At 39.5% G+C, this 24,732-nt stretch carries 39 protein-coding genes and 1 pseudogene; 16 read left to right on the forward strand and 24 right to left on the reverse strand.

What is annotated here, in order from left to right; translation table 11 throughout:
* Window positions 1-6: 6 nt before the first annotated feature.
* Both lepA and NIS_RS02365 read left to right on the forward strand, forming a co-directional pair.
* A complete protein-coding gene (gene lepA / locus NIS_RS02360) occupies window positions 7-1,797 on the forward strand; it encodes a translation elongation factor 4 (protein WP_012081813.1) in 1,791 nt (596 codons plus the stop codon).
* Entirely contained in the window at window positions 1,797-2,375 is a 579-nt protein-coding gene (locus NIS_RS02365) for a ComF family protein (RefSeq protein WP_012081814.1), read from the forward strand. The genes lepA and NIS_RS02365 overlap by 1 nt, the downstream gene beginning before the upstream one ends.
* Here NIS_RS02365 and NIS_RS02370 read toward each other — a convergent pair.
* The 6 genes from NIS_RS02370 to NIS_RS02395 all read right to left on the reverse strand — a co-directional run bounded on the left by NIS_RS02370 (window position 2,354) and on the right by NIS_RS02395 (window position 5,658).
* A complete protein-coding gene (locus NIS_RS02370) occupies window positions 2,354-2,677 on the reverse strand; it encodes a hypothetical protein (protein ID WP_012081815.1) in 324 nt (107 codons plus the stop codon). The genes NIS_RS02365 and NIS_RS02370 overlap by 22 nt on opposite strands.
* Window positions 2,678-2,779: 102 nt before the next feature.
* Entirely contained in the window at window positions 2,780-3,679 is a 900-nt protein-coding gene (locus tag NIS_RS02375) for an MBL fold metallo-hydrolase (RefSeq protein ID WP_012081816.1), read from the reverse strand.
* Between the two features lie 131 nt (window positions 3,680-3,810).
* Entirely contained in the window at window positions 3,811-4,908 is a 1,098-nt protein-coding gene (locus NIS_RS02380) for a site-specific integrase (protein WP_148164059.1), read from the reverse strand.
* Window positions 4,909-4,946: 38 nt separating this feature from the next.
* The gene (locus NIS_RS02385) at window positions 4,947-5,171 is read right to left on the reverse strand and encodes a hypothetical protein (RefSeq protein ID WP_041353970.1); all 225 of its coding nucleotides are present in this window, start codon (window positions 5,169-5,171) and stop codon (window positions 4,947-4,949) included.
* A gap of 3 nt (window positions 5,172-5,174) precedes the next feature.
* On the reverse strand, window positions 5,175-5,453 hold the full coding sequence (locus NIS_RS02390) for a hypothetical protein (protein WP_041353971.1): 279 nt from the start codon (window positions 5,451-5,453) through the stop codon (window positions 5,175-5,177).
* Window positions 5,440-5,658, reverse strand: coding sequence for a hypothetical protein (locus tag NIS_RS02395; RefSeq protein WP_012081818.1), 219 nt, complete (start codon window positions 5,656-5,658; stop codon window positions 5,440-5,442). The genes NIS_RS02390 and NIS_RS02395 overlap by 14 nt, the downstream gene beginning before the upstream one ends.
* 90 nt (window positions 5,659-5,748) lie before the next feature.
* On the opposite strand from NIS_RS02395, the gene NIS_RS02400 reads away from it, so the two are divergent.
* A complete protein-coding gene (locus NIS_RS02400) occupies window positions 5,749-6,138 on the forward strand; it encodes a hypothetical protein (protein WP_012081819.1) in 390 nt (129 codons plus the stop codon).
* A gap of 262 nt (window positions 6,139-6,400) precedes the next feature.
* Here the strand turns inward: NIS_RS02400 and NIS_RS02405 are convergent, their stop codons facing one another.
* From NIS_RS02405 to NIS_RS10260, 7 genes are all read right to left on the reverse strand, one after another.
* Entirely contained in the window at window positions 6,401-6,853 is a 453-nt protein-coding gene (locus tag NIS_RS02405) for a hypothetical protein (protein WP_041353972.1), read from the reverse strand.
* A gap of 16 nt (window positions 6,854-6,869) precedes the next feature.
* The gene (locus NIS_RS02410) at window positions 6,870-7,079 is read right to left on the reverse strand and encodes a hypothetical protein (protein ID WP_041353973.1); all 210 of its coding nucleotides are present in this window, start codon (window positions 7,077-7,079) and stop codon (window positions 6,870-6,872) included.
* Window positions 7,076-7,630, reverse strand: a complete 555-nt coding sequence (locus NIS_RS02415) for a hypothetical protein (RefSeq protein ID WP_012081822.1) — start codon at window positions 7,628-7,630, stop codon at window positions 7,076-7,078. The genes NIS_RS02410 and NIS_RS02415 overlap by 4 nt, the downstream gene beginning before the upstream one ends.
* Window positions 7,608-7,826: a hypothetical protein gene (locus NIS_RS02420; protein WP_041353974.1), complete on the reverse strand. Its 219-nt coding sequence runs from the start codon at window positions 7,824-7,826 to the stop codon at window positions 7,608-7,610. The genes NIS_RS02415 and NIS_RS02420 overlap by 23 nt, the downstream gene beginning before the upstream one ends.
* The gene (locus NIS_RS02425) at window positions 7,772-8,497 is read right to left on the reverse strand and encodes a hypothetical protein (protein ID WP_012081823.1); all 726 of its coding nucleotides are present in this window, start codon (window positions 8,495-8,497) and stop codon (window positions 7,772-7,774) included. Before NIS_RS02425 ends, NIS_RS02420 begins: the two co-directional genes overlap by 55 nt.
* Before the next feature lie 149 nt (window positions 8,498-8,646).
* Window positions 8,647-8,877: a helix-turn-helix domain-containing protein gene (locus tag NIS_RS02430; protein WP_041353975.1), complete on the reverse strand. Its 231-nt coding sequence runs from the start codon at window positions 8,875-8,877 to the stop codon at window positions 8,647-8,649.
* Complete coding sequence (locus NIS_RS10260; protein ID WP_012081824.1) at window positions 8,846-9,049, reverse strand: hypothetical protein; 204 nt, start codon at window positions 9,047-9,049, stop codon at window positions 8,846-8,848. Before NIS_RS10260 ends, NIS_RS02430 begins: the two co-directional genes overlap by 32 nt.
* A gap of 50 nt (window positions 9,050-9,099) precedes the next feature.
* Between NIS_RS10260 and NIS_RS02440 the strand changes: the two genes are divergently transcribed.
* Window positions 9,100-9,312: a hypothetical protein gene (locus tag NIS_RS02440; RefSeq protein WP_041353977.1), complete on the forward strand. Its 213-nt coding sequence runs from the start codon at window positions 9,100-9,102 to the stop codon at window positions 9,310-9,312.
* Between the two features lie 88 nt (window positions 9,313-9,400).
* Here the strand turns inward: NIS_RS02440 and NIS_RS02445 are convergent, their stop codons facing one another.
* From NIS_RS02445 to NIS_RS02485, 10 genes and pseudogenes are all read right to left on the reverse strand, one after another.
* Complete coding sequence (locus NIS_RS02445; RefSeq protein WP_012081825.1) at window positions 9,401-9,874, reverse strand: hypothetical protein; 474 nt, start codon at window positions 9,872-9,874, stop codon at window positions 9,401-9,403.
* 42 nt (window positions 9,875-9,916) lie between these two features.
* Window positions 9,917-10,228, reverse strand: coding sequence for a MazG-like family protein (locus NIS_RS02450; protein ID WP_012081826.1), 312 nt, complete (start codon window positions 10,226-10,228; stop codon window positions 9,917-9,919).
* 5 nt (window positions 10,229-10,233) lie between these two features.
* Window positions 10,234-10,743 carry a hypothetical protein gene (locus tag NIS_RS09940; protein ID WP_148164061.1) on the reverse strand — a complete coding sequence of 170 codons (510 nt, stop codon included), beginning with the start codon at window positions 10,741-10,743 and terminating at the stop codon, window positions 10,234-10,236.
* Window positions 10,744-10,802: 59 nt separating this feature from the next.
* The gene (locus tag NIS_RS02460) at window positions 10,803-11,123 is read right to left on the reverse strand and encodes a hypothetical protein (protein WP_012081828.1); all 321 of its coding nucleotides are present in this window, start codon (window positions 11,121-11,123) and stop codon (window positions 10,803-10,805) included.
* A gap of 118 nt (window positions 11,124-11,241) precedes the next feature.
* Window positions 11,242-11,328: pseudogene (locus NIS_RS10455) on the reverse strand (hypothetical protein); the annotation flags it as partial.
* Window positions 11,309-12,532, reverse strand: coding sequence for an SNF2-related protein (locus tag NIS_RS02470; RefSeq protein WP_158297266.1), 1,224 nt, complete (start codon window positions 12,530-12,532; stop codon window positions 11,309-11,311). The pseudogene NIS_RS10455 and the gene NIS_RS02470, both read right to left, overlap by 20 nt.
* Window positions 12,533-12,554: 22 nt before the next feature.
* The gene (locus NIS_RS02475) at window positions 12,555-13,352 is read right to left on the reverse strand and encodes a PD-(D/E)XK nuclease family protein (RefSeq protein WP_012081831.1); all 798 of its coding nucleotides are present in this window, start codon (window positions 13,350-13,352) and stop codon (window positions 12,555-12,557) included.
* A gap of 1 nt (window position 13,353) precedes the next feature.
* Window positions 13,354-13,959 (reverse strand): ssDNA-binding protein, encoded by a 606-nt coding sequence (locus NIS_RS02480; RefSeq protein ID WP_012081832.1) that lies wholly within the window; start codon window positions 13,957-13,959, stop codon window positions 13,354-13,356.
* A gap of 78 nt (window positions 13,960-14,037) precedes the next feature.
* Complete coding sequence (locus NIS_RS10265) at window positions 14,038-14,208, reverse strand: hypothetical protein (RefSeq protein WP_158297267.1); 171 nt, start codon at window positions 14,206-14,208, stop codon at window positions 14,038-14,040.
* A 449-nt stretch (window positions 14,209-14,657) separates the two neighbouring features.
* Window positions 14,658-14,870 carry a hypothetical protein gene (locus NIS_RS02485; RefSeq protein WP_012081833.1) on the reverse strand — a complete coding sequence of 71 codons (213 nt, stop codon included), beginning with the start codon at window positions 14,868-14,870 and terminating at the stop codon, window positions 14,658-14,660.
* 295 nt (window positions 14,871-15,165) lie between these two features.
* Here NIS_RS02485 and NIS_RS02495 point away from each other — a divergent pair, with 295 nt between their 5' ends.
* Window positions 15,166-15,411 (forward strand): hypothetical protein, encoded by a 246-nt coding sequence (locus NIS_RS02495; protein WP_041353979.1) that lies wholly within the window; start codon window positions 15,166-15,168, stop codon window positions 15,409-15,411.
* A 161-nt stretch (window positions 15,412-15,572) separates the two neighbouring features.
* Here NIS_RS02495 and NIS_RS02500 read toward each other — a convergent pair whose 3' ends face one another.
* The gene (locus NIS_RS02500) at window positions 15,573-15,818 is read right to left on the reverse strand and encodes a hypothetical protein (RefSeq protein ID WP_041353980.1); all 246 of its coding nucleotides are present in this window, start codon (window positions 15,816-15,818) and stop codon (window positions 15,573-15,575) included.
* 80 nt (window positions 15,819-15,898) lie between these two features.
* Between NIS_RS02500 and NIS_RS09945 the strand changes: the two genes are divergently transcribed.
* From NIS_RS09945 to NIS_RS02560, 11 genes are all read left to right on the forward strand, one after another.
* Window positions 15,899-16,639 (forward strand): LexA family transcriptional regulator, encoded by a 741-nt coding sequence (locus tag NIS_RS09945; protein WP_012081835.1) that lies wholly within the window; start codon window positions 15,899-15,901, stop codon window positions 16,637-16,639.
* A 127-nt stretch (window positions 16,640-16,766) separates the two neighbouring features.
* Window positions 16,767-17,015: a hypothetical protein gene (locus NIS_RS02510; RefSeq protein ID WP_041353981.1), complete on the forward strand. Its 249-nt coding sequence runs from the start codon at window positions 16,767-16,769 to the stop codon at window positions 17,013-17,015.
* Window positions 17,008-17,397 carry a hypothetical protein gene (locus NIS_RS02515; RefSeq protein WP_012081836.1) on the forward strand — a complete coding sequence of 130 codons (390 nt, stop codon included), beginning with the start codon at window positions 17,008-17,010 and terminating at the stop codon, window positions 17,395-17,397. Before NIS_RS02510 ends, NIS_RS02515 begins: the two co-directional genes overlap by 8 nt.
* A 1-nt stretch (window position 17,398) precedes the next feature.
* The gene (locus tag NIS_RS02520; protein ID WP_012081837.1) at window positions 17,399-17,821 is read left to right on the forward strand and encodes a hypothetical protein; all 423 of its coding nucleotides are present in this window, start codon (window positions 17,399-17,401) and stop codon (window positions 17,819-17,821) included.
* Between the two features lie 390 nt (window positions 17,822-18,211).
* The gene (locus tag NIS_RS02525) at window positions 18,212-18,700 is read left to right on the forward strand and encodes a phage regulatory CII family protein (protein WP_012081838.1); all 489 of its coding nucleotides are present in this window, start codon (window positions 18,212-18,214) and stop codon (window positions 18,698-18,700) included.
* Between the two features lie 2 nt (window positions 18,701-18,702).
* Complete coding sequence (locus tag NIS_RS02530) at window positions 18,703-20,853, forward strand: NrS-1 polymerase-like domain-containing protein (protein WP_041353982.1); 2,151 nt, start codon at window positions 18,703-18,705, stop codon at window positions 20,851-20,853.
* A 407-nt stretch (window positions 20,854-21,260) separates the two neighbouring features.
* Window positions 21,261-21,647, forward strand: a complete 387-nt coding sequence (locus NIS_RS02540; protein ID WP_012081841.1) for a terminase small subunit — start codon at window positions 21,261-21,263, stop codon at window positions 21,645-21,647.
* A complete protein-coding gene (locus NIS_RS02545) occupies window positions 21,634-22,830 on the forward strand; it encodes a PBSX family phage terminase large subunit (protein WP_012081842.1) in 1,197 nt (398 codons plus the stop codon). Before NIS_RS02540 ends, NIS_RS02545 begins: the two co-directional genes overlap by 14 nt.
* Window positions 22,827-23,084 (forward strand): hypothetical protein, encoded by a 258-nt coding sequence (locus NIS_RS02550; RefSeq protein ID WP_041353983.1) that lies wholly within the window; start codon window positions 22,827-22,829, stop codon window positions 23,082-23,084. The genes NIS_RS02545 and NIS_RS02550 overlap by 4 nt, the downstream gene beginning before the upstream one ends.
* Window positions 23,081-24,538, forward strand: coding sequence for a hypothetical protein (locus NIS_RS02555; protein ID WP_012081843.1), 1,458 nt, complete (start codon window positions 23,081-23,083; stop codon window positions 24,536-24,538). Before NIS_RS02550 ends, NIS_RS02555 begins: the two co-directional genes overlap by 4 nt.
* Window positions 24,477-24,731, forward strand: a complete 255-nt coding sequence (locus NIS_RS02560) for a hypothetical protein (RefSeq protein ID WP_012081844.1) — start codon at window positions 24,477-24,479, stop codon at window positions 24,729-24,731. Before NIS_RS02555 ends, NIS_RS02560 begins: the two co-directional genes overlap by 62 nt.
* Window position 24,732 lies beyond the last annotated feature (1 nt).

Here is a 24,732-nt window from a genome sequence, read left to right on the forward strand (position 1 = left end):
GTCCCTATGGAAAACATACGAAACTTCTCCATCATCGCGCACATCGATCACGGCAAGAGTACCCTTGCCGATCGCCTGATCCAAGAGTGTGGAGCTATTGAAGATAGAAAGATGAGTGATCAGGTGATGGATACGATGGACATAGAAAAAGAACGCGGTATCACCATCAAAGCGCAAAGTGTGCGATTGACCTACAAAAAAGATGGTAAAGAGTATATCCTCAATCTCATCGATACACCGGGGCACGTGGATTTTAGCTATGAAGTGAGCAGGTCTTTGGCTTCCAGTGAAGGTGCACTTTTGGTGGTGGATGCAAGCCAAGGCGTCGAAGCGCAGACGATAGCCAATGTCTATATCGCGTTGGAAAATGATCTTGAACTCATTCCTGTCATCAATAAAATCGATTTGCCTGCAGCTGATCCAGAACGAGTGAAAGCCGATATAGAAAATACCATAGGACTTGATTGTACCGATGCGATCGAAGTAAGTGCCAAAACAGGGCAGGGGATCAATGAGCTTTTGGATGCAATTATCGAGCGTATTCCAGCCCCTTCAGGCGATCCAACAGCCCCTACAAAAGCACTCATCTATGATAGCTGGTTCGATAGCTATCTTGGAGCGCTTGCGTTGGTACGGGTTTTTGAGGGAGAGATCAAAAAAGGACAGGAAGTTCTTGTCATGGGTACAGGAAAAACCCATGAAGTGATTGATCTCATGTATCCTCACCCCATCAATCCTCAAAAAACGAGTACGATCAAAACAGGTGAAATCGGTATCGTTGTAATGGGGCTTAAAAATATCGGTGATGTGCAGGTGGGTGATACGATTACGGATGCAAAAAATCCCACTCCTGAGCCGATAGAAGGATTTGAAGAGGCAAAACCTTTTGTATTTGCAGGTTTGTATCCCATCGATACGGATAAATTTGAGGATTTACGAGAAGCACTCAATAAACTCAAACTCAATGATGCCGCTATTGCATTCGAACCAGAGACTTCAGCCGCCCTTGGTTTTGGTTTTCGTGTAGGGTTTTTGGGTCTTTTGCATATGGAAGTTGTCAAAGAGCGGTTGGAGAGAGAGTTCGGGCTTGATCTCATAGCTACAGCGCCTACGGTGACATATAAAGTCAAAAAAACCGATGGAGAGACGATCGAGATTCAAAACCCAAGCGAACTTCCACCTCCCCAAGAGATCGATACCATTTATGAACCATATGTGAAAGCGACGATCATTACGCCGACTGAGTTTTTGGGAAATGTACTCAATCTTTTAAGCGAAAAAAGAGGCGTTCAGCTGAAGATGGACTATATTACCCAGGATCGGGTTATGCTTGAGTATGAAATCCCGATGAATGAGATCGTGATGGATTTTTACGACAAACTTAAAACTGTCACGAAAGGATATGCGAGTTTCGATTATGAACCAAGCGGGTATAAAGAGGGGGATCTTGTCAAACTTGACATCCGAGTAGCGGGAGAAGTGGTGGATGCACTCTCCATCATCGTTCCAAAAGAGAAAGCTCAGTATAAAGGGCGAGAGCTTGTCAAAAAGATGAAAGAGCTGGTCCCTAGACAGCTTTTTGAAGTGGCGATTCAAGCAAGTATCGGAAATAAAATAATAGCTCGTGAGACAGTAAGTGCCATGCGAAAAAATGTTACCGCCAAATGTTACGGTGGGGATATTACGCGAAAACGAAAACTGCTTGAGAAACAAAAAGAGGGGAAAAAGCGTATGAAAGCCATCGGGAAGGTGCAACTGCCGCAAGAAGCCTTCTTGAGCGTTTTGAAAATAGACTGATGCGCTGTCTTTTATGCCAGGATTTTTCCTGGCAAATCATTTGTAGAACTTGTCAAACCAATCTTCTAAAGCCCACAATAAAACGAAGAAAAATTCTTGATCAATTTGAAGTGATCAGTTTTTATGAGTATAGTGAAATAGCCCCTTTGTTGCATACAAAACACCACTATATCGGTGCTTCAGTATTCACAATCATGGCAAGAAATTCCTTTGCGATGTTTGGAAAACATTTTGATCAAAAGGCTACTGCTGTAGCAATTGATGATCGAATCAAAAGGAGTGGATATTCCCATACCGCCATTTTAGCGAATGCTCTAAAGAGTGCAGTGATTCAAGTTTGCTATGGCGTGTTGCGAGCGAAAAATGATGTAAGTTATTCTGGAAAATCGTTGCAGTATCGACTCAATCATCCAAGAGGCTTTGAATATAAAGGACCCAAAACAGATATTATCTTGGTTGATGATATCGTTACGACGGGAACGACATTAAAAGAGGCTTATAGCGAAGTGAAAAGAAGGGGAGCAAATCCCCTCTTTGCTTTGACGTTGGCGGATGCTCAAGAGACAGAAACAATATAGTAGGTCTCTTTACCTTGCACTTTTTGCAACGTGACGTTATATTTTTGCGCCCATTTGTTGAGCTCTTCAAGAGCAATCTCTTGTTTGGAAGGATCGGAGATTTTTACTTTTAAGTGAGGAACGGAGTTGGAAAGCGCTACAAATCCTCCATAATTTTTGAGATGATCATGAAGTGCAACGATATGTTTTTTAATCTTTTCAAAACCTGGAGTTTTTTCTTCGATTGTTTGAAGCTGTGCCAATGTAGCACTATCAGGATGGTATCCAAGCTGCGTAAGCAAGCCTTCATTTTCTATTTGCATCGAACCTCCTCATGCTTTTTTCTTATGTTACAAAAGTTTGAGTAAAAGTTTGCTTTATGGCTTATACCGATTCGCGCAAGTTACAGAGTTTATTGATTTATTCTACTCCTCTTCCCATTCGTAAATCTGATACGCCTTGAATACATTTTTTCTATGTAATTCTTTATAAAGTTTCATATTTTTGTATTGTGGTAATGTGATTTTTGTGGTAACTTCGTCAAGCTCAATACCTTCTTCTATGCCTTTCTTGATCTCTTTTCTTAGTTGTTGTAGATACTCTTTTGTAAAGATATACGCTTTACTGTCATATTTCGTACCATGTCCCCCGATAATGTATTTTAGTTTGAGAGAGAGAATGAAATCGATTGCTTTGAGCCAGCCTTCTATATCACCATCGCGTATGGAAGGAAGCCTATCATTGAATATAATATCCCCTGCAAAAACAACCCCTTCTTTTGGATAGAAAGCTATGAGATCTGATTTTGTATGAGCTGGATGGGGAATTGGTATGACTTGAAGTTCATTGTCAAGAGTGATTGACTTAGTCACATAGTGTGTCGGTAACACGAGTTGTGTATCTTTGTACGACTCTTTGGTGATGTGTTGTTGCATTCTCGTATTCGTATTATTTTGATACTGGTACTCTATCTCTTTCGTACCGTATATTTGTACGCCAAGCGTAGCATAATAAGAGTTTCCTAATATATGGTCATCGTGATAGTGTGAGTTAATAACATATTTTATTTTCTTAGGTGTTATTTTTCGAATCTGTGCAACTTCCTCTTTGGCATACAGATAGGTTGGACCTGTATCGAATACCGCAACGCCATTTTTTAATATCACAAAACAGCTATTACTGATGTTGCCGTTATTGTGCTTATTGGGTATTTCATTTTTTCCAAAAAAGCAATAGACATGAGGTGTTATCTTGAGTGGAGTTAAACTATAGGATGCTGCAAAAGTAGATAGAGCGATGAAAGGTATCAATAAAGAGCCCACCATGTATCCTTCATTTTTTTACATTATAAATAAAATTTGTAAATGATTTATAAATAATTTTTGTTTCTCATGTATGAAGGATTTCTATGGTTCAGGAAGTTTTTTGTAGTGGCTCCGGATGCAGGAACTTTGCCCTATCCCTTAACGATGGGGATTAGAGAGCCACTGTCAGTGGATTTGCAATTAAATGGGTCAATTTGCTTCGATATTTTTAGATGTTCTCCACTGATAAATCTTGCGTAATTATTCATAATTTCTGTCGAGTTTTTATGCCCAACTATCTGTGCAAGTTCCATTACAGATACATAACCGCTTTTTAGCATCGCGGTAATAAAAGTATGTCTTGTCGCATACATTTCTCTATACATCAGACCGCTTTGCTCAATCACTTCTTTCCAGTAAGGATGAAGTTTTTTTGCGTCCCAAAACTGATCGCCTTTTGAGTTTGTGAACAGATAATAGCTGCTGTTTTCAATCTGATCCATCAGATATGGAACGAGTGCATCCAGTATCGGAACTTCTCTGATTGAATATACCGTTTTCGGAGTTGTGGTTTTTCCATACCTCCTTGCTTTAGAGACGTTGATTGTGCGTCTTTTTAAATTGACATCATCTTTCGTCAAAGCGATTATTTCACCTGGTCGCATTCCTGTAAAAAAAGCTATCGCCAAATAGTTTCTAAACCAACCGGATGCGGTCGATAAAAGCAATTCAACTTCATCAGATGAAAAAGGCTCTTTATGCTTTTCAATATGCACTGGGAGCTTTATCTTTCTCGCTGGATTATCTTTAATCACACCATACTCGATGGCTGTGTCAAAGATGGATCCAAGCAGATTGAGATATTTGCGTACCGTTTTTGGTGTCTTATCCCGCAATGCAAACGCACTCCACTCTTTTATCTCACCACGTGTGATAGCGTCTATATCTTTGTCAAAGACCTCGATAAGCTTATCAACCTGTTTTGATAGCTCATCATATGTTTTAAGCTGCTCTTTTAAAAGCAGATATTTTTCGGCATAATAACGAAAGGCTTTTGGGGTCTCTTTTGCCTTCAATTCGGCTTCGAGTTCCCCGCTGATAATCTTTGCCTCAAGCTTCGGGATAAGATGTTTTTTAACCAGCTGCCGATTAGCCTTTGTATCATCTAATCCCGTGCTTTTCTGCTTGGGCTTACCGCCTACCATAAATTGCAGATAGAGCTTTTTGCCACGTCTGAAAATGCTGACCACGTTATTCCTTTCCGTGCCAGCCGAAAACCGATGAGCCATTATGATACCATTTTTTGAAGGATTTCATCCACAAGCGGCTCGTGAGACTGCTCTATCCACTCTTTTATGGCTTCTATCTTCCAGAACGGATCACGCTCTCCATTCGGGTGAAAATAGTGAATGCCTTCTGTAAATGTGCCATTTGCCTTTCGTTTTTTAAGCCAATCTGCGGACCTACCTATCATTGCCGCCATTTCAGCAGTGTTAGCGTAGATTTTGCTCATGGTTTATCCTTTCCCCTTTTTCAGTCTTTCAAGATGTTTCCTTTTCTTTATAATCTCCTGTTTGCGTTTAATGGCAAGCATCAGCTCATAATCATTAAGCTTGGTGTTCTTTGCCGCAAGCTCATCATATGCTTCTTGAAGCATTCTGATTTCTATTTCATTTTTTGCTGGGACAAAGTACCTGGATTTTTCTTTTGCTACTCGTTCCCAATCGGTCTCACTATCAAGTCGTTCAAAGTATTCATCAAGGCTTTTGCCATATAGTTCATCAAGCGTTGGCATTTGTGATCCTTATCCAATCGTTTACAATCTTATCTCTCAATATTTGGATTCTTTCTTCATCATAATCTTCAAACTCAATTTTTTTGCCATTCAAGATGACAACAAAACTCCAATATTGCACATTGTTGAATTGGGATTTATACATCTTCGTGACCGCATCGATCCTGGATAGATCGATATAGTTGTCATCGTATTTCTTAATCATTCGCACTCCTTTTAATGCATTTATATCTAAATGGTTTTATTTGAATTTCGCTATAATCCAATAAATAAAAAATGTTAAAAGAGCATGGATATGTTTGAAGCAATTCATCAGGATTTATCTCCAATAGATAAATTTGTCCAAACGCTACATAAAACCGAGTATGTGCAGCAGCATAACAACGAGATCATCAGTGATAAAGAAGCCAAAGAGATTTTAGAGCATGCCAAAAACACTCTTGCGTTTATAGATGGCTTCGTTGATATCATCGATGATCTTACTTATGATAAAAGTAGATTTGAGGAGCTTGTTTTCAAGCTTGACGATGATTACGATATGCTCAAATCTTTTACCACCAGACTCTCTCCAGTGATTAAATCACATGCTGAACTCTTGGACATTTCCAATAAAATCCTTGATAAGCTTATGATTGCCCAAAGAGAATTGGGGCTTATCATCGCAAACAATGAAAATAAGGCTTAGCAGATTATACGAACGGGACTTATCAAAAATAAAAGATAAATCCGTTCATAATCAAGTCAAAAAGACCATTCAACTTTTATGTAAGAACCCATCGCATCCTTCACTGCATAATAAACATATTACCTGCAAGCGTGCAGACAATCTTTACAGTGTAAGAGTGAACAAAAACTATCGCATTTTGTATCTTTCGTATGAGGATTACATAGAATTGCATAGGTTGTTAGACCATGATAAATACGATAGATACACTAAAGATTGCTGATCACATCACCCCTGCTATATTGGTAGCCAATTCCACAACTTGAAGCCATTTGTGATTTGGTATATCGGCTTTTTCAAGCAAATCGCAGATATAATCGATATTTGCTTCTTTTGTCCACTCTAATGACTTGTGCAGTGGTTTATCTCTTTCTCTAAATCTTTCGTGCCAAATCAGAACTGATAACACTTGCAAAGGGATTTTTTCATCTCCAGTTGCAAAAGCCATTCTAAGCAGCTCCATTTGAAAATAGTATATTTTTCTTTTATCCGCATTTGATAACTTGTCATACTCCTCTTTTGTTCTATCTACCAATTTTTTGAAGTTTCTTCTTATTTTTTTATATACTTTATAATCAATCTCTATCTCATACGCACCATCATCTATATATGTTGATGGGTCTTTAGTGATCTCGAACAAGGCAACGCAGAGCGTCAAATACGCCCAATCTTTCATTGCTCCTTTAGGCAACTCAAGCTGTGGTTTGCTCTGCTTTAGCAATGGTTTCGGATTCACTCTTGCTAAAATGCTCATGCCAGTTCTCCTTCAATACACTAAAGTCATTCTTTTCATCATCTATAATATGAATAAACTTATCATCGACTCCTACAACTTTCACTCGTTTACACCCCTCTCTGTTGTATCTTTTTCGATACCAAATTTCTCCCCTTTGTGGCATCATACTTGCTCCTTCACCTTTGGGATATATTCATTCAAAACATCATCCAACGTGATCGTTTCACTTTCCAACTCTTTTAAAGCTTCCGCTCTTCCTTGCTGGTATGCAGCTTTTAGAGCTGCTTCGAAAGTATCAAGGTCTATGAGCTTTAAACCTCTTCTATGTGGTTTTACCTGTTCAACTTTTTTCATTGCTTCGTCAAAAGTTTCTTCAACTTCACTCTTTTTAATGCCGCCTGGCAGATATTCACCATCTATGTTTCTGCCGACTCTTTTGAGATTTTTCGTTTTTTCAAGCAATCTTTTTTGGACACTTTCTCTTGTGACATATCCTTTTTTTGGTCCATACAATTTGCCTATATTTACATAGTTGAATACCGTTGACTCTTGAATGCCAAGTGCTTCTGCCGCTTCTTTGTATGTCATCAGTTCCATTTTTTTATCCCCTTTCTTTTCTTTCAGGTATTCAGCCACCTTTTTTGCTCCTTTTAACACCAATGGTGTCTTTTTCTCCTTGAGTGCAAAGTAGTCATCACATAGGTCTTGAGGTTTCATTGTTGTTCTCCTCGAAAAATTTTTCAAAAGTTTCTTTTTGTACATACATTGTTTGCGTGCTGCTCAGTCCGAATAAGATTACGAGTGTCTCATCAACACCTATAACCACAACTCGTTCGTCAAGTCCATGTGCATTGTCTTTTAGCTTATAGACTCGTCCTTCTTGGATTTTTGTTTCAGTAGATATCTCTCCCATTGCATATCCTTTTTGGTTCGTTTTTTCTGTGCTTCTGCGTTTGATTGTGCGTTTTTGTATTTGCCTAAGACGTTTAGATGGTATTGCGTGCTTTTTGATAACTCTTCAATCCTTGATGCAACGTATTTCAAGTGATGCGCCCACTCTTTAAGCTCCTCTTGCTCTCTTGCAAGTGAGCCTGCAAGGTCAAGGATTTGATGTTGGAGCATTATCTCTTTGCTATTGCGTTCTTTGCATGCCAAAAGCTCAAAGCGTAATCTTTCAATCTCTTTATTTTTTCTTGCTATTACTCCCTTGTAACCACTTATCCGTGTGGACATATTATCTGAAGCAGGGCAGTTGGCTGGGGCAACAGACACATGAACATTGCCTTTTTTAATTTCGGTTAGCAGTTTTGCTGTAAATTTTCTGAACTCTTTGGCTCTTTCACTTTTGATGAAAAAGCCAAGCATATGAACGCCTTCGAGTGTCCAGCGGGTGATATATCGCTTAAACTTCTCATCCCATACTTCAATGTAGTGGATGTTTTTTAGGATTTCGTCTTGGTGTTGCTTCTTATGATCTCTAATTGTTGAAGCACTTACACCATATCCTAATGCAACCTCTTTTGTAGATAGCGTATCGCTATCATCTAAATGAAGTTCCAAATTTTCAAATTTGATGATTTTCATAGCAAAACTCCTCATTAATGAAATTATATTTTGAAGTTTACATCATTAATGAGGATTTGTCAAGAGTTTTATTTCATAACTGAGGTTTTATGTTATTGAAAGTTTCATAAATGAATAAGCGTCGATTTTTTCGACGCTTTAAAATTTCCCTATTTGTCGAGGTTTTCTAATGTCTCTTTGAGCAGTTGCAAGACTTTTGTCTGTTCTTTTAGTTTTTTGTTTTCAAGTAAAAGCTCTAAAGCAACTTTTGCTGTTTTTGGTATTTCATCAGTAGAAGCCCACCTGCTTACAGTTCCCGCAGGTATACCAATCCTCTCCGCCAGCTCTTTTTGCGTAATTCCCAGTTCTTTACACACCTTCTTTACTATGTTTTCTTCCATCTTTGTCCTTTAGCACAAGTGTTACCATTATTTCATTTTTCGTTTCTTCATTGAGAAATGACTCAATGAACACGATCTTCTCTGTTTCGTCCATTGTGTCTAATATGTCTATAATTTTATCCAAAAGCCGTATTTTGAATTGCCTAAGTTTTTCTTCGTATGGTGATGTCATTTTTTCTCCTTTATGTATAATTTGTTTGAGAGGGGCAAGAAAGGAAAACAATGTATATTTCTTTTAGCACAAAAGAACTGGCACCAAAGGGCAATATGAGAAAGCTACTCCCAGTTGCTCTTAAGCCAGATGAATATGCTCATTATGCTTTACAATATGCTCTTGAGCAAGTCAAACATATTGATGATCCCTCAAAAGCAGCTAAAGAATTTAAATCAAAAGCCAATGAATTTATGGAAGCTTTAGTAAAACAAGAAATGTAAAAACATAAAGCCATTTTGCCCCTCTCCGCCAACTCTTTCTGCGTAATTCCCAGTTCTTTACACACCTTCTTTACTATGTTTTCTTCCATCACTCCAACCCTTTCCTAATCACAAAATCAAACATATTTTCAGTAAGCATTTTTCCAGCTTCTACAAGCGATCCATGTTTAACTTTTTCGACTATTTCTTCACCAAGTTTTTTATGTTTGTTGATACTCTTCGGTTTTGGACTTGTCAATAGATTCAGCCCTTTTAGTGTGAGTGATATGCATAAGAAATGTTGATAAGGCATAGGTTCAACCGGTCGTTTTGTATCAGGGTATGATGAGGAAAAAGTTATAAAGCCATTATTTGTAAGCCACAATATCGTTTCTGAAAAAATCAAGTTTTTTTCAAACATATCGATATTGATATTAAGTTTTTTAAACTCATCGGCAAACTTTTCGTCTATCTCAGCCAACTCTTTGTCTACTGGCTCTATGCTTATACATTTTGGAAATTCCTCATATAGCCTTTGAAAGATGTAGCTGCTATAGAGGTCAAACAATTGTATGTTTTTCATCTCTATGCCTTTTTTATAATTTTCTTCTAATTTTACCGTTTTTTAATAATTTTCCTCCTTCACAAACACTCCGTCTTTGCTCATATAGCCTTTTCTATCCTTGATCTCCTCATACGCAGCCTTGACGCATTCTTCAAGCTCCAAGCCAAGCTGTGCTGCCATGATTGTGAGAACCACAACCACATCGCCAAAAGCGTCAATCGTGTCTGCTTTTTTATCTTTTTGAATTGCTACTGATAGCTCTCCCAATTCCTCATCCAATTTCATCCATTGCGCTTGTGGTGTAGAGTTTTCAATAAGGCCTCTATCGTCCGCCCATCCTCTGATTAGTTTGAATGTCATTTCTGTGTTCATTTTTTTTATCTCCTTCGTTTTATGAGAGCCCTATATTCTCTGTGGTAGCATGTATTGCAAAGTGTCCCATTTTTTCTCCATTTGCAGCTTTTCGAAGTGCCACACACTTTACATTTATTTTGTCTTTCAGAAACTCTTTTTGTAACGAGATGTCCATCGAAAAATATTTCATCAAATGTTTTGCATCCATATTCGGCATGTCTTTTGTAAGCTCTTTGTAGTTGTCGTTTATTTAATCCAAGAATATATGCCCATTCACCTATTGTGTGAATTTCTCCGTTATATTCAATTTTTGTTAAATCTTCTTTATTATTTTCCTGCGTTCTCCAATCAACCCATCTGCAATTAGCAGGTTCATAATCTCCATTTGGATCTATCCTGTCTAATGTAGTACCTTGTGGACGCTCTCCCATGTCTTCTACAAATGCATCGTAGCTGTTTAGCCATCTTTCACAAATTTTTATCCTTTTTTCTTTATATGCTTTCGGAGGATCGTATAAACATCTTCGTCTCATAGCTCTCCAACTATTGTAAGTCAATGTATTAGTTGGATGCTTCCATTTTTTTCGAGAAGTCATTCTGACAACCATCCTTCACCTCCTCTTGTTTTGTATGTTACATTTGCATCAATTGCACCTTCTATATGCTCGATAGCATCTGCGATTAATTGGGCATAACCAGCAATATCTCTAAAATTCTCAATATAAAGTTCTTTTCCATTCGCAATTCTTGCTATCTTGTGTAAGATCATTTCAATGCCTTCAGCTACGGGTGGATGTTTAGTAATATTTGGATTTGCTTCAAGTACAATTTGTTTGAGCTGCTGGCTTATTTTTGCTTGTCTGTTGAAGTCCCCATAAATATTACCTCGCTCTTCAAGAATTTGCTCAACCATTGTCATCCTCCAGCATTTTTTCTACATCTTCGACGCTATACGCCACCATGCTAATACCTGCAGCCTCTTTGATTTTTTCAAGCTTATGCATTTGGAGCTTTGTGGGCTTGTTCCTGCCAGCTTTGACCTCTATACCCACAAACTTGCCGTTGCAGCAGGCGAGTATGTCTGGCGTGCCAGACTCATTAGCCGCAATGACCTTCACTGCATAGCAGCCCCTCTTTTTTAAAAAGTCCAGTATCTTCTTTTGTATCAGCGATTCTTTCATAGACTCTCTTTGTGAAGTTTTTCTTTTTGACGGCAACCGATTTATAGACCTCTTTGTCTATGTAGTCGGTCAGCAGATAGTAGACCTGTATTGGTTTTTTTCGATTGATATTGCATTGCCTGCACCGTCTTTGCACGTACTTGCTCGTGGAGTAGCTCATCGAATAAACTATAAGCTTGTCATAGCCGCTCAAATCAACGCCCTCTGCGTCAGAAGTTGAGCTGAATACGTCGGCTTCTTTGAATATCTTTTTCAACCGCTCTTGCTCGCCTACGAAGTGTGCCATAATGGCCATACTTTTTGAGTCGTCAAAATGCTCAAAAATGTAGCGGATTTTTTCGTTTGATAGAGGCTGATACTCATTGTCTATCATCAATCCGCCACCAGTGAGCATATACTCGCCGTTCATCAGCGCCATTGTACTGTCAGCCACATACTCTTGGCCGTTTTCAAGATATAGGATGCGATGCTTGCGAAGTAGATTAATCCTTGTTTTTGTAATTTCATCAAGTTCAACTTTACAAACATGATCCTCTGGCTCATGTTTAAAACCAATCTCTTTGCGTGTGATTTGCACCATGTAGGGCGATAATTTTGCTTTTATGAGTGCTTCTTTTGTGAGTTTGTATTCGGTTGTCTTTCTACCGCCGATCCATCGTTCTACTGGTATGCCGTAATGTGCAAACCATTGGTAAAAATTTTTATATTTCCTAAACGGACTGTATGAACAGATATCAAGAGCGTGAAAGCATTGGCTATAAGACTCGCTAAACGGCGTAGCAGATACATATATAATAATGCGGTCTTTGCAAAGGTTCTTGACCGACTTTTGCGTCTTGCTTGGCTTTGGATAGGCGCAAAGCGCTTGATGGAACTCGTCAAGCACGACAACGTCTGGATCGGCGTTTTGTATCTTGTGTAAGGATTGGTAGTTGATTACCTCATACTGCTTTTTGCAGCCAAAAGCCTCGATTTGCTCCTTGATATCATCTATCGCCGCTTTCTTTGTAAGTATCAGACAGCTTTGAGCCTGCGATTTCTCTATGGCGTAGAGGAAAGTACCGGTCTTGCCAGTTCTTTCCTCAGCAGCCAATATTGCGAATCCAAATTTTGATGCCTTTTGGTATACTAGTTCACCCAACTCCTTTTGATGTGGCAGATACTCAAACTGGGACATCGTTCTTGATGTAGCAAGAGTTGTATATCGGGCAAAACTTCTCTGAACACATGAAGGAGTTGGGGTTGGGTGGAAAGAGGATGTCGAGCTTGCCGAACTCGTCATTCGCCTCTTTCCACAGTTTTATTCGTTTCACTATGTCGTCAATCTTTCGTTTCGTGCCTTCAACGTCGATCTGCACTTCCATTACGTGAGCGCCGATGTTGTTTTTCAAGAAGACAACGTTTTCTATGATTGCCTTGTCTTGCGTTTTGATGTCGTTTACCTCCGCAAGGCGCTTATATATGGAAAGCTGCTCGATATATTTGCTTGGTTGCACTTTCCTTGTGGATGTCTTGATATCTCTTATCTTTCCGTCTGGGTTGATAGAGTCTGTGGTCCCGCCTATCTTGATGTCATCGTCAAGTTCAGCTTCGAAGTAATGCTCTACCTGTATCGGGATGTCGACTTTTGGCACTATCTCTTTTGCGTACACTTCAACGCCTTTTACAGCATCGTCTTTCGCTTGTTCTGGTGTTTCGAAATCCTCAAAACGAAACTCTTCTTCCTCAACTCTTTTCTCAACAGTTTCTGCTGCTCTGTCTTTTGCTGCAGATAGGCTGAACGTTTTTGATCCAGCCTTTTGACTCTCCTCCCAAATCTCCTCAGCGCCAGCGTGGACACCAGTGCCTCGAAGTGTTTGGAAATTTCCAAAGCTCCTAATGCCTAATAGATGAATTTGCGCCCACCTGTATGGACAGTCAAAAAAACTGTGGACACTCGATGGGCGTATGAGGACGCTCATTTTAGAACCTTCGTTTTGGTTTTGCTGGTTGAGGCTCGTAGTCTCCAGCGATTGCAGGCTCTATTGATGTGTCGAATGGAACGTCATCTGCTGTGAAGCCTCCATCCTCTACTGGTTCGAATCCAGCAGCGCTGCTGCCGTCATATTCTTTGTATTTGAGCAGCTGGATGGAGTTGAGATACAAAGTCACACCTTTGTTTGGTCCATTGTCATAGATAGCCATCATACCGCTTATGCGTCCTTCTGACCCGTTGCCTATTTTCAGTTCTCTTGTCACCTCTACGGCTCTTGAATCGAATATTTTTACCTTTTTCGCTGTGCCATCTGGGAAAGTGGTTGATGTTTTGAAGTTGAACTCAATTTCTCCATCTTTGTTGGTCCTGTAACCCATGCTCTTTGGATCTCTTGCGTTTTTTGGTTTGTTATCCTCCCAAAACTGCTCGATTTGCGCTATGAGATCGTCTGCTTCCTTGGAGCCGTCTGGCAATACAAGCACCGCTTGGTATTGATTCTCTCCGTTTAGGTTTGGTCGCCCCTGTCCTGTGACGAACACCCATCTCAATTTGCCCCTTGGAGTAATGATTGGTTGTTTTGCCAAGTTTGCCATTGTTTCTCCTTTGTATATGTATTTGTATAGGTATTGGCAGATACCTATATCGGACGCTCTATCAAGCGCCCTGTATAGCTATCTTTGAACTTTCCTGTACTTGCCGTAGCCGTATGGCTCTATAATGTCCGTATCTTTGCTTTTTTTGATCCGTTCGAAAAACTCGGCTATGTAGATAGCCGCACCCGCTACAATCAAAAACAATGTCGCGAACAAAATGCTCAACGTGAGTGCAGTCACTGTGTCCATGATCTCTCCTTTCACCAGTTGCCTAAGATTTTCTTTGTCTTGGAATCGATCCAAAACACGCCGAAGAGGTAGCAAATTGCGTACTTGCGTTTCCTTTTGATTTTGAGTGCCATGTTTTTTCCTTTTATCTCCAATTAAGTTATTACGCTTTATAATTGGAATAGCCCTTTGGGCTAAGTTCGAAGATGAACGAGCCAGCTTGTGTATGGAGTGCGCCCAAGCTCCATGTGCCCGTTAAGCCTCGTAGGAGTTTCTCCTGCGGGGCTTTTTTTTTTTGGAGTGTTTTTAACGGGCCAGAGGTGGGCATCCCATAATAAGGAGGTGCACATGGAGCACATAAGTTGGCTCGCAACTTTTGCCTATCTTATGTTGGCTGTGGGCTATATACTGCTTGCGGTTACGCATTAGATAGGAAACGGTAGCGGAGATTGGGCGCTCCGCTGCCATTCTTACCATTCCATCCCAAAGTTTCTTGAAATAAACGAATTCTCAAAGAATGTGTGCTTCATTTCCCTTGCTTCACTTATCCTGTTTTGCTTCTCAAGCTTTGCCATCTCCTCTTTGAGAAGCGCATCGAAGTCCTTTGCCTTTTTGCCCTCTTTTGCCCCTCGCTTTAGTGCTGCTCTTTGAGCTTTTGATAGTCGTAGTGTTGGGTTCTCCATGATTTATCCTTTATGTTGGTTTGTTCGCTGGTATAATCTGTTATCTAGCATGGAAGGGGAGTAAGATGGATATAACTGTTTGCCAATTCATTCAGACTTATCTTTGGCAGATTCTTTCTTCGATTGTAGGGCCAATAATTCTGATAGTAGTTCTACTCTATCGTTGCACAACAAGACTATACGGATTAGAAAATGCAATGATAAAACTAAAACATACACCAAAAAAGAAACTAAAACATTCCATAGAGGATTTGTTATCCCAACATAATAAAAGAGCTTACAAAGGAGATAACAAATGAGCACCCAAAACATAAGCTCTATAGTTATTTTTATCGCTGCTTTTTTGATAGATGTGATCATAGTAGGACTCGCTTCTGTTTTAATTTTTGAAATTGCTACATTTTTAGGCGCTCCAAATTGGCTCGCCATGTCATTTGTGGTAATTTTTGGAGTTGTCTCTGGCAAATATCCACAATATCTGCCCCATAGTCTTATCCAAAAAGCCCTCAAGTCCCGACCCGATAAGATGGAAAGGGAGTAGGGTCGGGGCTTCAAAGCTTTACCGCTGTCGTGGCTCGGCTACCAGCGGTTAATAAGCCTCTTCCAGCAATCTCTGCTGGTGCTCTCCTGCCAAAGAGGCTGGGTTGTCAAATAGTGCGCACGTCAAGCGATACCGCTCAATAAAGCCATCCGATGATGACTCTATGAACGGTCTTTGATATGTTTTAAAAGCCCGGCACGAGGGCATAGTTTTTTAATCGCCTCAATAACTCGCTCTCCAGTAGGTGTGATTATCCCTTTGTCTATTTTGTATAGTGTCTTGATAAGAGTTTGTTTAGTCGTTTTTGCCTCTTTCGCTACGGTGCAAAACGGATCTTGTATACCTTTTGTCAAGAGGCAGTGTTGCAATTTTGCATAAAGTGACAATATTGGTTTATATTTTGTCAAGTGAACCCCTTCATTTGTCTATTTTCTTGTTATAATCTGTTCAAAGGTTTTGAACAAATACATTCAAAGGTTTTGAACAAATGTCTAATAAAATTGTAGACAAATTACAATCAAAAGTCAATAGTTTGACTAATGAACTTTCGCATTGGTATGAAAGATTGAAGTTTTTCAGGGAAAAAGTTCTTGATATACCGCAAGGGGAGTTTGCAAAAAGAATAGATACAGATGTAACAGCTGTAAGTAGATATGAAAGAGGTGCTGGTGCAAAGAAGATAACTTACAATATAAAAAGCAGGTTAAAAGATGCATTTGGCGAAGAGGTAGCACAATGGATCGCTACAGGCGAGCTGCCACAAATTGATCAAAAATCAGATGTCAAACCAGTATTGCAAACGAATGAGAGCTGCAAGGAAGGCTACCCTGTCCACATTCTCTCGGTCCGACCAAGCGCAGGCAAAACCACAAACTTCGAGGCGATAGATATTTTTGACAGTGGACAATCTGCGATCATAGACAAAATATTCATCAAAAAGCCCGTCAAAGGCAGACTCAGAGCCATGCAGGTAGACGGCTACTCCATGATCCCTATGCTTTTTCCTGATAGCTGGGTGATTGTGGACGAAACGAAAGAGTTCACTGGAGACGGGCTCTATGTGATCAACTTCGACAACGTTCTTATGGTAAAGCTTCTCGAGATGAATCTAAATACAGGCAACTTGTGGGTGAAAAGTGCGAATCCGGATTATGATAGCTGGGAGATAAAAGCCGACGATCAAAGACACTTTGAGATCTACGGCAAGGTTATTAGGTGCATCATATAATCCACAAATACCGTTGAATATTTCTGTAACATCTGGCATTATTTCGCTCCTTGTAAAAATGTATCATAAGAACGCTTTTAGTTCGAATAGTTATAATAAAATATGAATCGCATTTAAAGGCTTTGGAATGAGCGAAGGGAAAAATTTCAATATCCTGCCACGTGGGTCCGTTGAACCTACTTTGTTTGTAGAAGGACTCGGAACAAGAACGACAAAAGATAAAACAGTCATCATTTTTGATTTCATGCGACAACTTACCGATAATGACGTAACGATTGTTTCTTCTGTGGCTATTACCAAAAATATGGCAAGAGATATTATTTATAGAATATTCGATGTTTTTCCTGAGCTTAAGGACGAATTGAAAGATGAATGACAAATATAAAAAATATAAGATATTCTTTGCTGGAGGCATGGCTATGGCGGCACTAAGCACAAATGTAGCAAACGCAAATATGTACAGTTACCACGCAACGGAAAAAATTAGTGCCAAATATAGCAATACTCATTTTCAAGTTCCTCCAGTAGAAGATACAAAAATACTCAATGTCCCAGGTCATGTAGTCGATGCAATATTCAAAAAGGCTAAAGAACTTGGGTATGATCTTGAGAGAAAATACGATGTGGATTATGACGACGAAAATATTTATGTCTTGTTTTATTTAAAAAATGAAGCAAATCCGATTAAAGCAGCAATTGAAATAGTAAATAAATTAGATATCGACATCCCTCGCAATATCTTCATTAATATGATATAAGATGACCTCATTCGGTAGCGCTGGATATTACAGGAAAATAGTAGAAAAAGAAGCAGAAAACATAACATCATTTGAATCTAATGACATTGAATATGAGATTTTTTTGAGAAATATAGTCAGCAGGGCGTACTATACCTGTTTTCTGCACTGCAGGGACAAAATGATACAACAAGATATCATCCATCCAGATCATAATCTGTTTTTCAGCGACAACTCACATAGCAAAGTTATAAAAAATCTGCCTGCAGGGCTAAGAATGCAGCTCGAACAATTAAAGAATTTTCGTCAAAAGGCAGATTACAACACGACTGAGAAATTCTCCCTCCCATTGCAGGGGAAGCAGGGACGGCATCGCTTAACTTTTGGATCACCAGAACACATACTTTTATTTGTAAAAACTATACTGGAGTATGATTGCAATTAAATCACTTAAATTCCTCAGCTATCTCATCTGCTTTTTTTGCTTTTAAATAGACATTTTTTGCATTTTTAAGTAGTTTTATTAATTTTGGAATCTTCTTCCAATCAAGATATGCCTCTCCTTTTTTAAACATATTGTCAAAATCAGTTGTTCTTATAATGATGTCGTTTTGTCTGCCTTTGTTTCATGAAGCCCAACTTGAAATAAGAAATGTAAAGACAAGAAGTAACTTTTTCAGATCTTTTTCTTTATAAATAGATTCCCTATCAAATACTTGACAACTAATAGACAAATGATTTATAATCTATTAATCAAATGTCAATTTTTACAGGGGACAGGCTTTAACGGGTGTGCCTGTCTCTGTCTCCTGTAAAGATTGATAAAGGAGACGACATGTATAAACACCCGTTTATCTATGAAGCCATCAAAGAAGCCTTCGACGACTTTAAAAAAAATCATGGCTATAACCCGTCCGATATGATCGCCGATGAGCTTGGGCTGCGTGGTCAGAACCGCAAACAACAGCTTTACAACAAACTCAACCCGTACAGCGAAAAACACCTTAAGGTCGATGAATTAATCATTATACTAAACATGCTCTTAGATTCAAATCACATCGTTTTGAGGGCGTTGGCAAACCATTATGGATACACATTAAGCAAACAAGAGACCAGATCAAGCAAGATAAGCGTCATCCAGCTTGTGATGAATACAAATTTCGCCATGGAGATGGAGCTTGGAGAGTTTGCAAAAGATGTGATGGAGTCGGTGGAAGATGGCGAGATCGACTACGACGAAGCGGTGAGGTTGCGTAAGAAGATAAAGAAATTCAAAAACACTCTTGACGCACTCGACGCCAAGCTTAGAGAGATGACAGAATGATTATGGAAATACCTGCAATCAAGGCGCTTTCCAGATACGCCCAATGGGTTATTTGGAAAAAAGAGAGAGATACGAAAATCCCATATAATCCAAACAACGGCAAAAAAGCCTCTTCCACAGACCCTCTCGCATGGGGTGATATAGACGAAGCGCAGGCCGGACTTGTTAGGTATGGCGCAAACGGACTTGGATTCGTGCTCACCAAATCCGATCCGTTTGTTTTTATAGACCTTGATCATGTGCTAGATGAAAACAAACGAGTCAAGTGCGAATGGGCGAGGCAGCTGCTTAAAGAGATAAAGAGCTACACAGAAATCTCTCCAAGCGGTGACGGGCTGCATGTCGTCGTAAGCGGAAAACTTCCAGACTATATCAAACATAAAACAAAATTTGATGACGGCAGTGCGCTTGAAGTGTATGAGAGCGGACGATATATGACAATTACAGGCGAAGTGTTCGATGGCCGTGACGATATCAAAGAGCTTGATCTAAGTATACTTGGTGAATTTGCAGAGCATAAAATAGAAACAAAAAATGCTCCAGTGCAAATTGAAAGTGCAACCACACTTGATGATGAAGCCATCATCGATCTTATGAAGCGCAAGGGACAGTGGCCAGACGCTCCAAAAGATGGCGACGACTGGAGCAGTCTTGATATGAGCTTTGCGAACAGGCTTGCGTTCTGGTGTGGAAAAGATATAGAGAGAATGGACAGGATATTCAGACAGTCACCTCTGATGCGCCAGAAGTGGGACAGGCCGACTGCAGGCAGCACTTATGGACGCATAACGCTAAAAAAAGCATGTGACTTTGTGGACAGCGTATATGATCCTGCTTTGAGAAACGAAAGTGACTGTCCATTCGAGCCGTACAACGAAGAAGGCGGACCGAGAAACGACAAAGAGGAGAAAGACCCTCTATGGCTTTATAAAGTGCTTCTTACGAAAGGGATAGAGGTTTGGTTTGATATAAAGCTTGAAAAATACGGCATAAAGCGAAACAATAGAGTGGACTACATAGCAAAATCAAGCTTGCAGCAGATAGTCTTTGAAATTATTGGCAAAACGCCAAAAAATATTGCCGTGCCAACATATATCGGCGCATACGAGCCAAGCAAGCCGGAGAAGTGGGAAGAGGAAGGCATCAAGTATATCAATCTTTTCAAGCCGACTCCGCTTATGAAGGTGAAGCCTGTAAAAGAGATGCCAGAGATTGTGAAAAATCTGCTTCTCAATCTTTTTGACTACGACGCAAAGTCAATGGGATTGTTTATCAACTGGCTGGCGTTTATATATCAGTATAAGGAGAGAACAGGCGTCGCTTGGATATTCATGGGCAAGCAGGGCACGGGTAAAGGCTTGCTTGTAGATTTGCTCAAAAAGATATTTGAAGAGCATATGAGCTCAAATATCACCGATGCAAATCTTGATAGTCAGTTCAACCCGTATCTATACAACAAACTCATTGTGCATCTCAATGAAGTAAGTGCGGATAATCGAAAAAGCAGAATGCTTGTTAAAAACCGATTAAAAACATGGATCACAGATGAGACGCTTTACATAAACAGAAAAAACATGAAAGAGGTTGAGATTAAAAACTTCTGTAACTTTATCATAAACTCCAACGAAACGATCCCAGTTGATATAGAGGACAGCGACAGACGGTTCAACGTTATCGAGTGCAACAACGTCCTCAAAGAGCAAGAGTGGTGGACAACGGAGAGCTATCAAGAAATCTTGAACAATGCGGAAGGCTTTGCGAAGTATCTTGCAGGAATCAAGGTGGATCGTTCAAAGGTAAACGAAGTCGTAATGAGCGAGAAAAAGAAAGCTATCGTAGAAACCACAGAAAGTGTGTTGAAGCAAATTGCAAAAGCTTTGACAGACAGAGACATTGAGTGGTTTTTGGATAACGGGCTTGAAGGGGTCGTCGAGAAAAATATCGTTAATGATTTTCAATGGGAAGAACTGCAAGAGGCCATCACCACAGGGGTGATACCTAATAAATATTTGATGATAATCGTCGAGCAGATTCTTGGTGACAGCAAGACAATTACCTGGATCAAGCGCAATATAATCACACCATATCAAGTTGGTGAGACAACAGTGGTCAAAATGGCTGGAAAGCCCATCAGGGCGATAGTCGTGGGGTGATTGATGAGCGGTTACACTTTCTACACTTTAAGGTTACACTTTTGGAAAAGTTACACTTTAAAGTGTAACCCGACTAAACGAAAATCAATTTTTAATCAATTTTACTTAACAAAGTGGTTACACTTTGAAAAGTGTAACCCAAAGTGTAACCAAAAGTGTAACCACAGAGAATGCCTACAGAATGGGAGTTTTAATACTACGGTTACACTTGTTACACTTTTTTTCAATAAATTTTCTAAAACCCTTTTTATAAAGAGAAAAGAGGAAAAAGTAGAGAAAAAGAGAGGGTTTTACAATATATATAAAAGTGTGGTCAAAAGTGTAACTTTAAGGTTTGAAAATCGTATTAAGCGATTATTAAGAAATATAAACCGCAAAAATCAAAGTGTGGTTATAGGAGTGTGAAAATGGATAAGAAACTTACCCAGAAGCAGGAAAAATTTTGCTTGGAATATGTAAAAACCGGTAATGCAAGTGAAGCATACAGGAAGGCGTATAACGCAAATAAGATGAAGGATGAAACTATTTGGTCAAAAGCTTCAATATTGTTGGAAAAGGATAAGGTTAGGGCAAGGGTTGAAGAGCTACGAAAAAAAGCTGAAGATGAAGCGATCATGAGTGTGAGCGAACTTATGAAATTCTATACAGAAGTAATACGACACGACAAGACAACAATGAAAGACAGACTCAAAGCAGCTGATCAACTGAGCAAACTTAGAGGCGACTATACGCAAAAGATCGAGCACAAAGGTATCGTGCCGGTTGACGTGGAGATAGTCATTGGCAAAAATTAAATATATTCCACTAAAGCCATTTGAAGCGCTAGTGAAGCCGTATCGGTATAAAGTCTATTATGGCGGGAGAGGAAGTGCCAAAAGCTACAATTTCGCATTGACGCTGCTCGTACTTGCAAGCAAACAACCACTTCGCATTCTTTGTGCCAGAGAATTTCAAAACTCCATCAGCGACAGCGTTCATCGTCTCTTGAGCGATCTCATAGACAAATACCATCTGCCAAACTTTGAAGTGACGCAAAGAGAGATCAGGAACAAACTGACTGGAAGCGAGTTTATTTTTAAAGGGCTCAGGCACAACATCCAGTCCATAAAATCCACTGAAGGCGTGGATATATGCTGGGTGGAAGAGGCACAAACGGTGAGCGAGGAGAGCTGGCAGATACTTATCCCAACCATCAGAAAGCCAGGAAGCGAGATATGGGTCAGTTTCAACCCATACTTTGTAGAAGATCCGACATACCAAAGATTTGTAGTCAATCCTCCATCGAACGCTTTTGTCAAAAAAGTAACGTACAAAGATAACCCATATTTTCCAGATGTTTTACGAGAAGAGATGGAGTACGATAAAAAAACGGATTATGAGCGGTATATGCACGTTTGGGAGGGCGAATGTATCACCTACAGCGATGCGCAGGTATTTAGGGATAAATTTGCAATCGATACGATAGATGTTGGCAACTCTAAAGAGGTTTACTATGGTGCTGACTGGGGCTTTGCGGTGGATCCGACTACACTTGTAAGAGTGTGGGTAGTAGGAGAGTATCTCTACATCGACCAAGAGGCATACAAAGTAGGCTGCACCCTTGATGATACGCCAAGTCTGTTTGACAAAATCGTAGGCAGCAGGAGCCATATTATAAGAGCGGACAGCTCACGCCCAGAGACGATAAATTTTCTCAATTCAAGAGGATTTACGATAAAACCCGCTCCAAAATGGCCAGGAAGCGTGGAAGATGGGATCGAGTTTATGAAAAGTTTCAAAAAGATAATTATCAATCCAAACTGTAAGCATACAGCCGAAGAGTTTAGGCTCTATAGCTACAAAACAAATAGCGCTGGAGACATATTGCCGCAACTTGAAGATAAAAACAATCACTGCATTGATGCTATCAGGTATGCATTATCGCCTTTGATTCGCAAAAGAAGCAGTGCAAAATCAATGAAGATAGGATTGATATGAGATACGAAACACTCCCGTTTGAGACTTTACAGCTTGTGCTTGATGAAGAGAACTATAAAAAGGTACTTAAATTTTGCGCTGGATATGCGATTACATTCCCAAAAGGGAAAATTATACCAGAGCTCATAATGGATAGTTATAAAAAGATGCGAAAAGTTGGCATGAGCAAACCATCTACTGTGGCCAAGCTTGCTGAAGAATTTGGTAAGAGCAAAAGATGGATATATCAAATTCTCAAAGAGAACGGACTATGATAGACAAAGAAGCTAAAAAGCTCTATGAACATATAAAAGAGTTGCTGCAAAAGGGGTATTCTATCAAAGAGATAGAAGAGATCTTGCTTGAAGAGTTTGGACAGTTTAACGAAAAGGTCCAGGAATACATCGAGTCTGAAATAAAACCGACTTTGAAGAGTATTCCGCCAGAGATACTTATAGGACCTGAATTATCCAATGCGCTTTATGCAAATGCGAAAGAGGCAGCAAAAAGAGCGAGTTATCTCATCAAAGATCATATAAAATCGAAAAAGACGATCGGAGAACTTGCAAGGAAGCTTTATGAGGGGTATGGCTTTAGAGATAAAGAGGTGGTAGAAGTTAAAAAGAGGCTTCCAAAATATTTACAAAAAGAGCTTGGTAGTCCAAATGCCCAAAGAAAACTTTTGAAGCAGGTCAATAAACTCAAAACATCGCCGTTAAGAGCAGGTTATACGCAGCTTCTGGAAGCGATAGAAAAAGAAGACAAAAAAGCCCTGGATAAAGCGCTCAGAACCGCTATTGAGGAGAAAGCGAGGTTTTATGCCAACAGGATAGCGCAAACAGAAATCTTTAGAGCCAAAAACTGGCAAAACGCGATTGAGTATCTTGAAGATGATGAAGTAGAGTTTGTAAAGTTCGAGATGAGTTCCTCCCATCCAAAAACAGATATTTGTGATTTTTATGCAAAACTCGATATTGGCTATGGCAAAGGCATAGTTCCAAAGACCCAGATGAGAACGCTCCCCCTGCATCCGTTTTGCAGATGCAAATATGTGCCTCATTATCTTACGTCAAAAGAGAAAGTGCGATTCAAAAAGATCAGGCCAAAAAGTTTCAAGCAGGCTCAAAAAGAGACGATGGCGAAATTTAGCAAATATGAGCAAAAAGAGATCCTTGGTAGTTATCAAAAGCTTGAGGAGTTTAAACGAGGAGAGGACATCGAGAGGATTTTTAATAGATTAAGGCCAAAATATCCGATAAGAAAATACGAGGAGATTGTGGGGTATAATACAGGGATGAGAAAAATTGAAGAAAAAATTATCAAATCTGCTCAAAATATACAGGATGTAAAGAGAGATTTTCCTAAACTATGGATGTCAGAGGATAATTTTATCAAGCACATCGAGAAACGTATAGAAGCAGGGCATATTGAAAGCAAAGAAGAGTATATTGAAAAAACTTTGGAGTGTTTAGCAGAATGCGATATCTATATTTTTGCGGAGCATAAAAACAGCTGGGATAATTTATGCTACAATAAAGATAAGAGCTGGGCAGTAGTTTTTAACGAGCATGGTCAAATTATGACAAGCTATAAGATTGAACCTGAGCTAAAAAGTTTCGAGCAACTACATCTTGAGGTTGGAGCAAAGATAAAAAGAGGAGCAGCAAATGAAAGATTTCGAGAAACTTTTAAAAAATTACGAGATAGATATAAAAAGTTGGACAAGTGATCTTGGAGAAGGACATCTGTTTTTGGCTCACAGGGAAGCACTTATTCCATATGAAAATGACCAGCAAGTGATTGATTTAGATAAAAAGGCTCTAGATGTAATTGCAAGAGATAAAAGCAAGGGGAGCGATAAGCTTTTTTTAGAAAAACTGAAGTCTATTATTGAGCACAATATATCTGCCCACGCTGCTTGAT

It is taken from the genome of Nitratiruptor sp. SB155-2, from assembly GCF_000010325.1.
Lineage (GTDB): Bacteria > Campylobacterota > Campylobacteria > Campylobacterales > Nitratiruptoraceae > Nitratiruptor.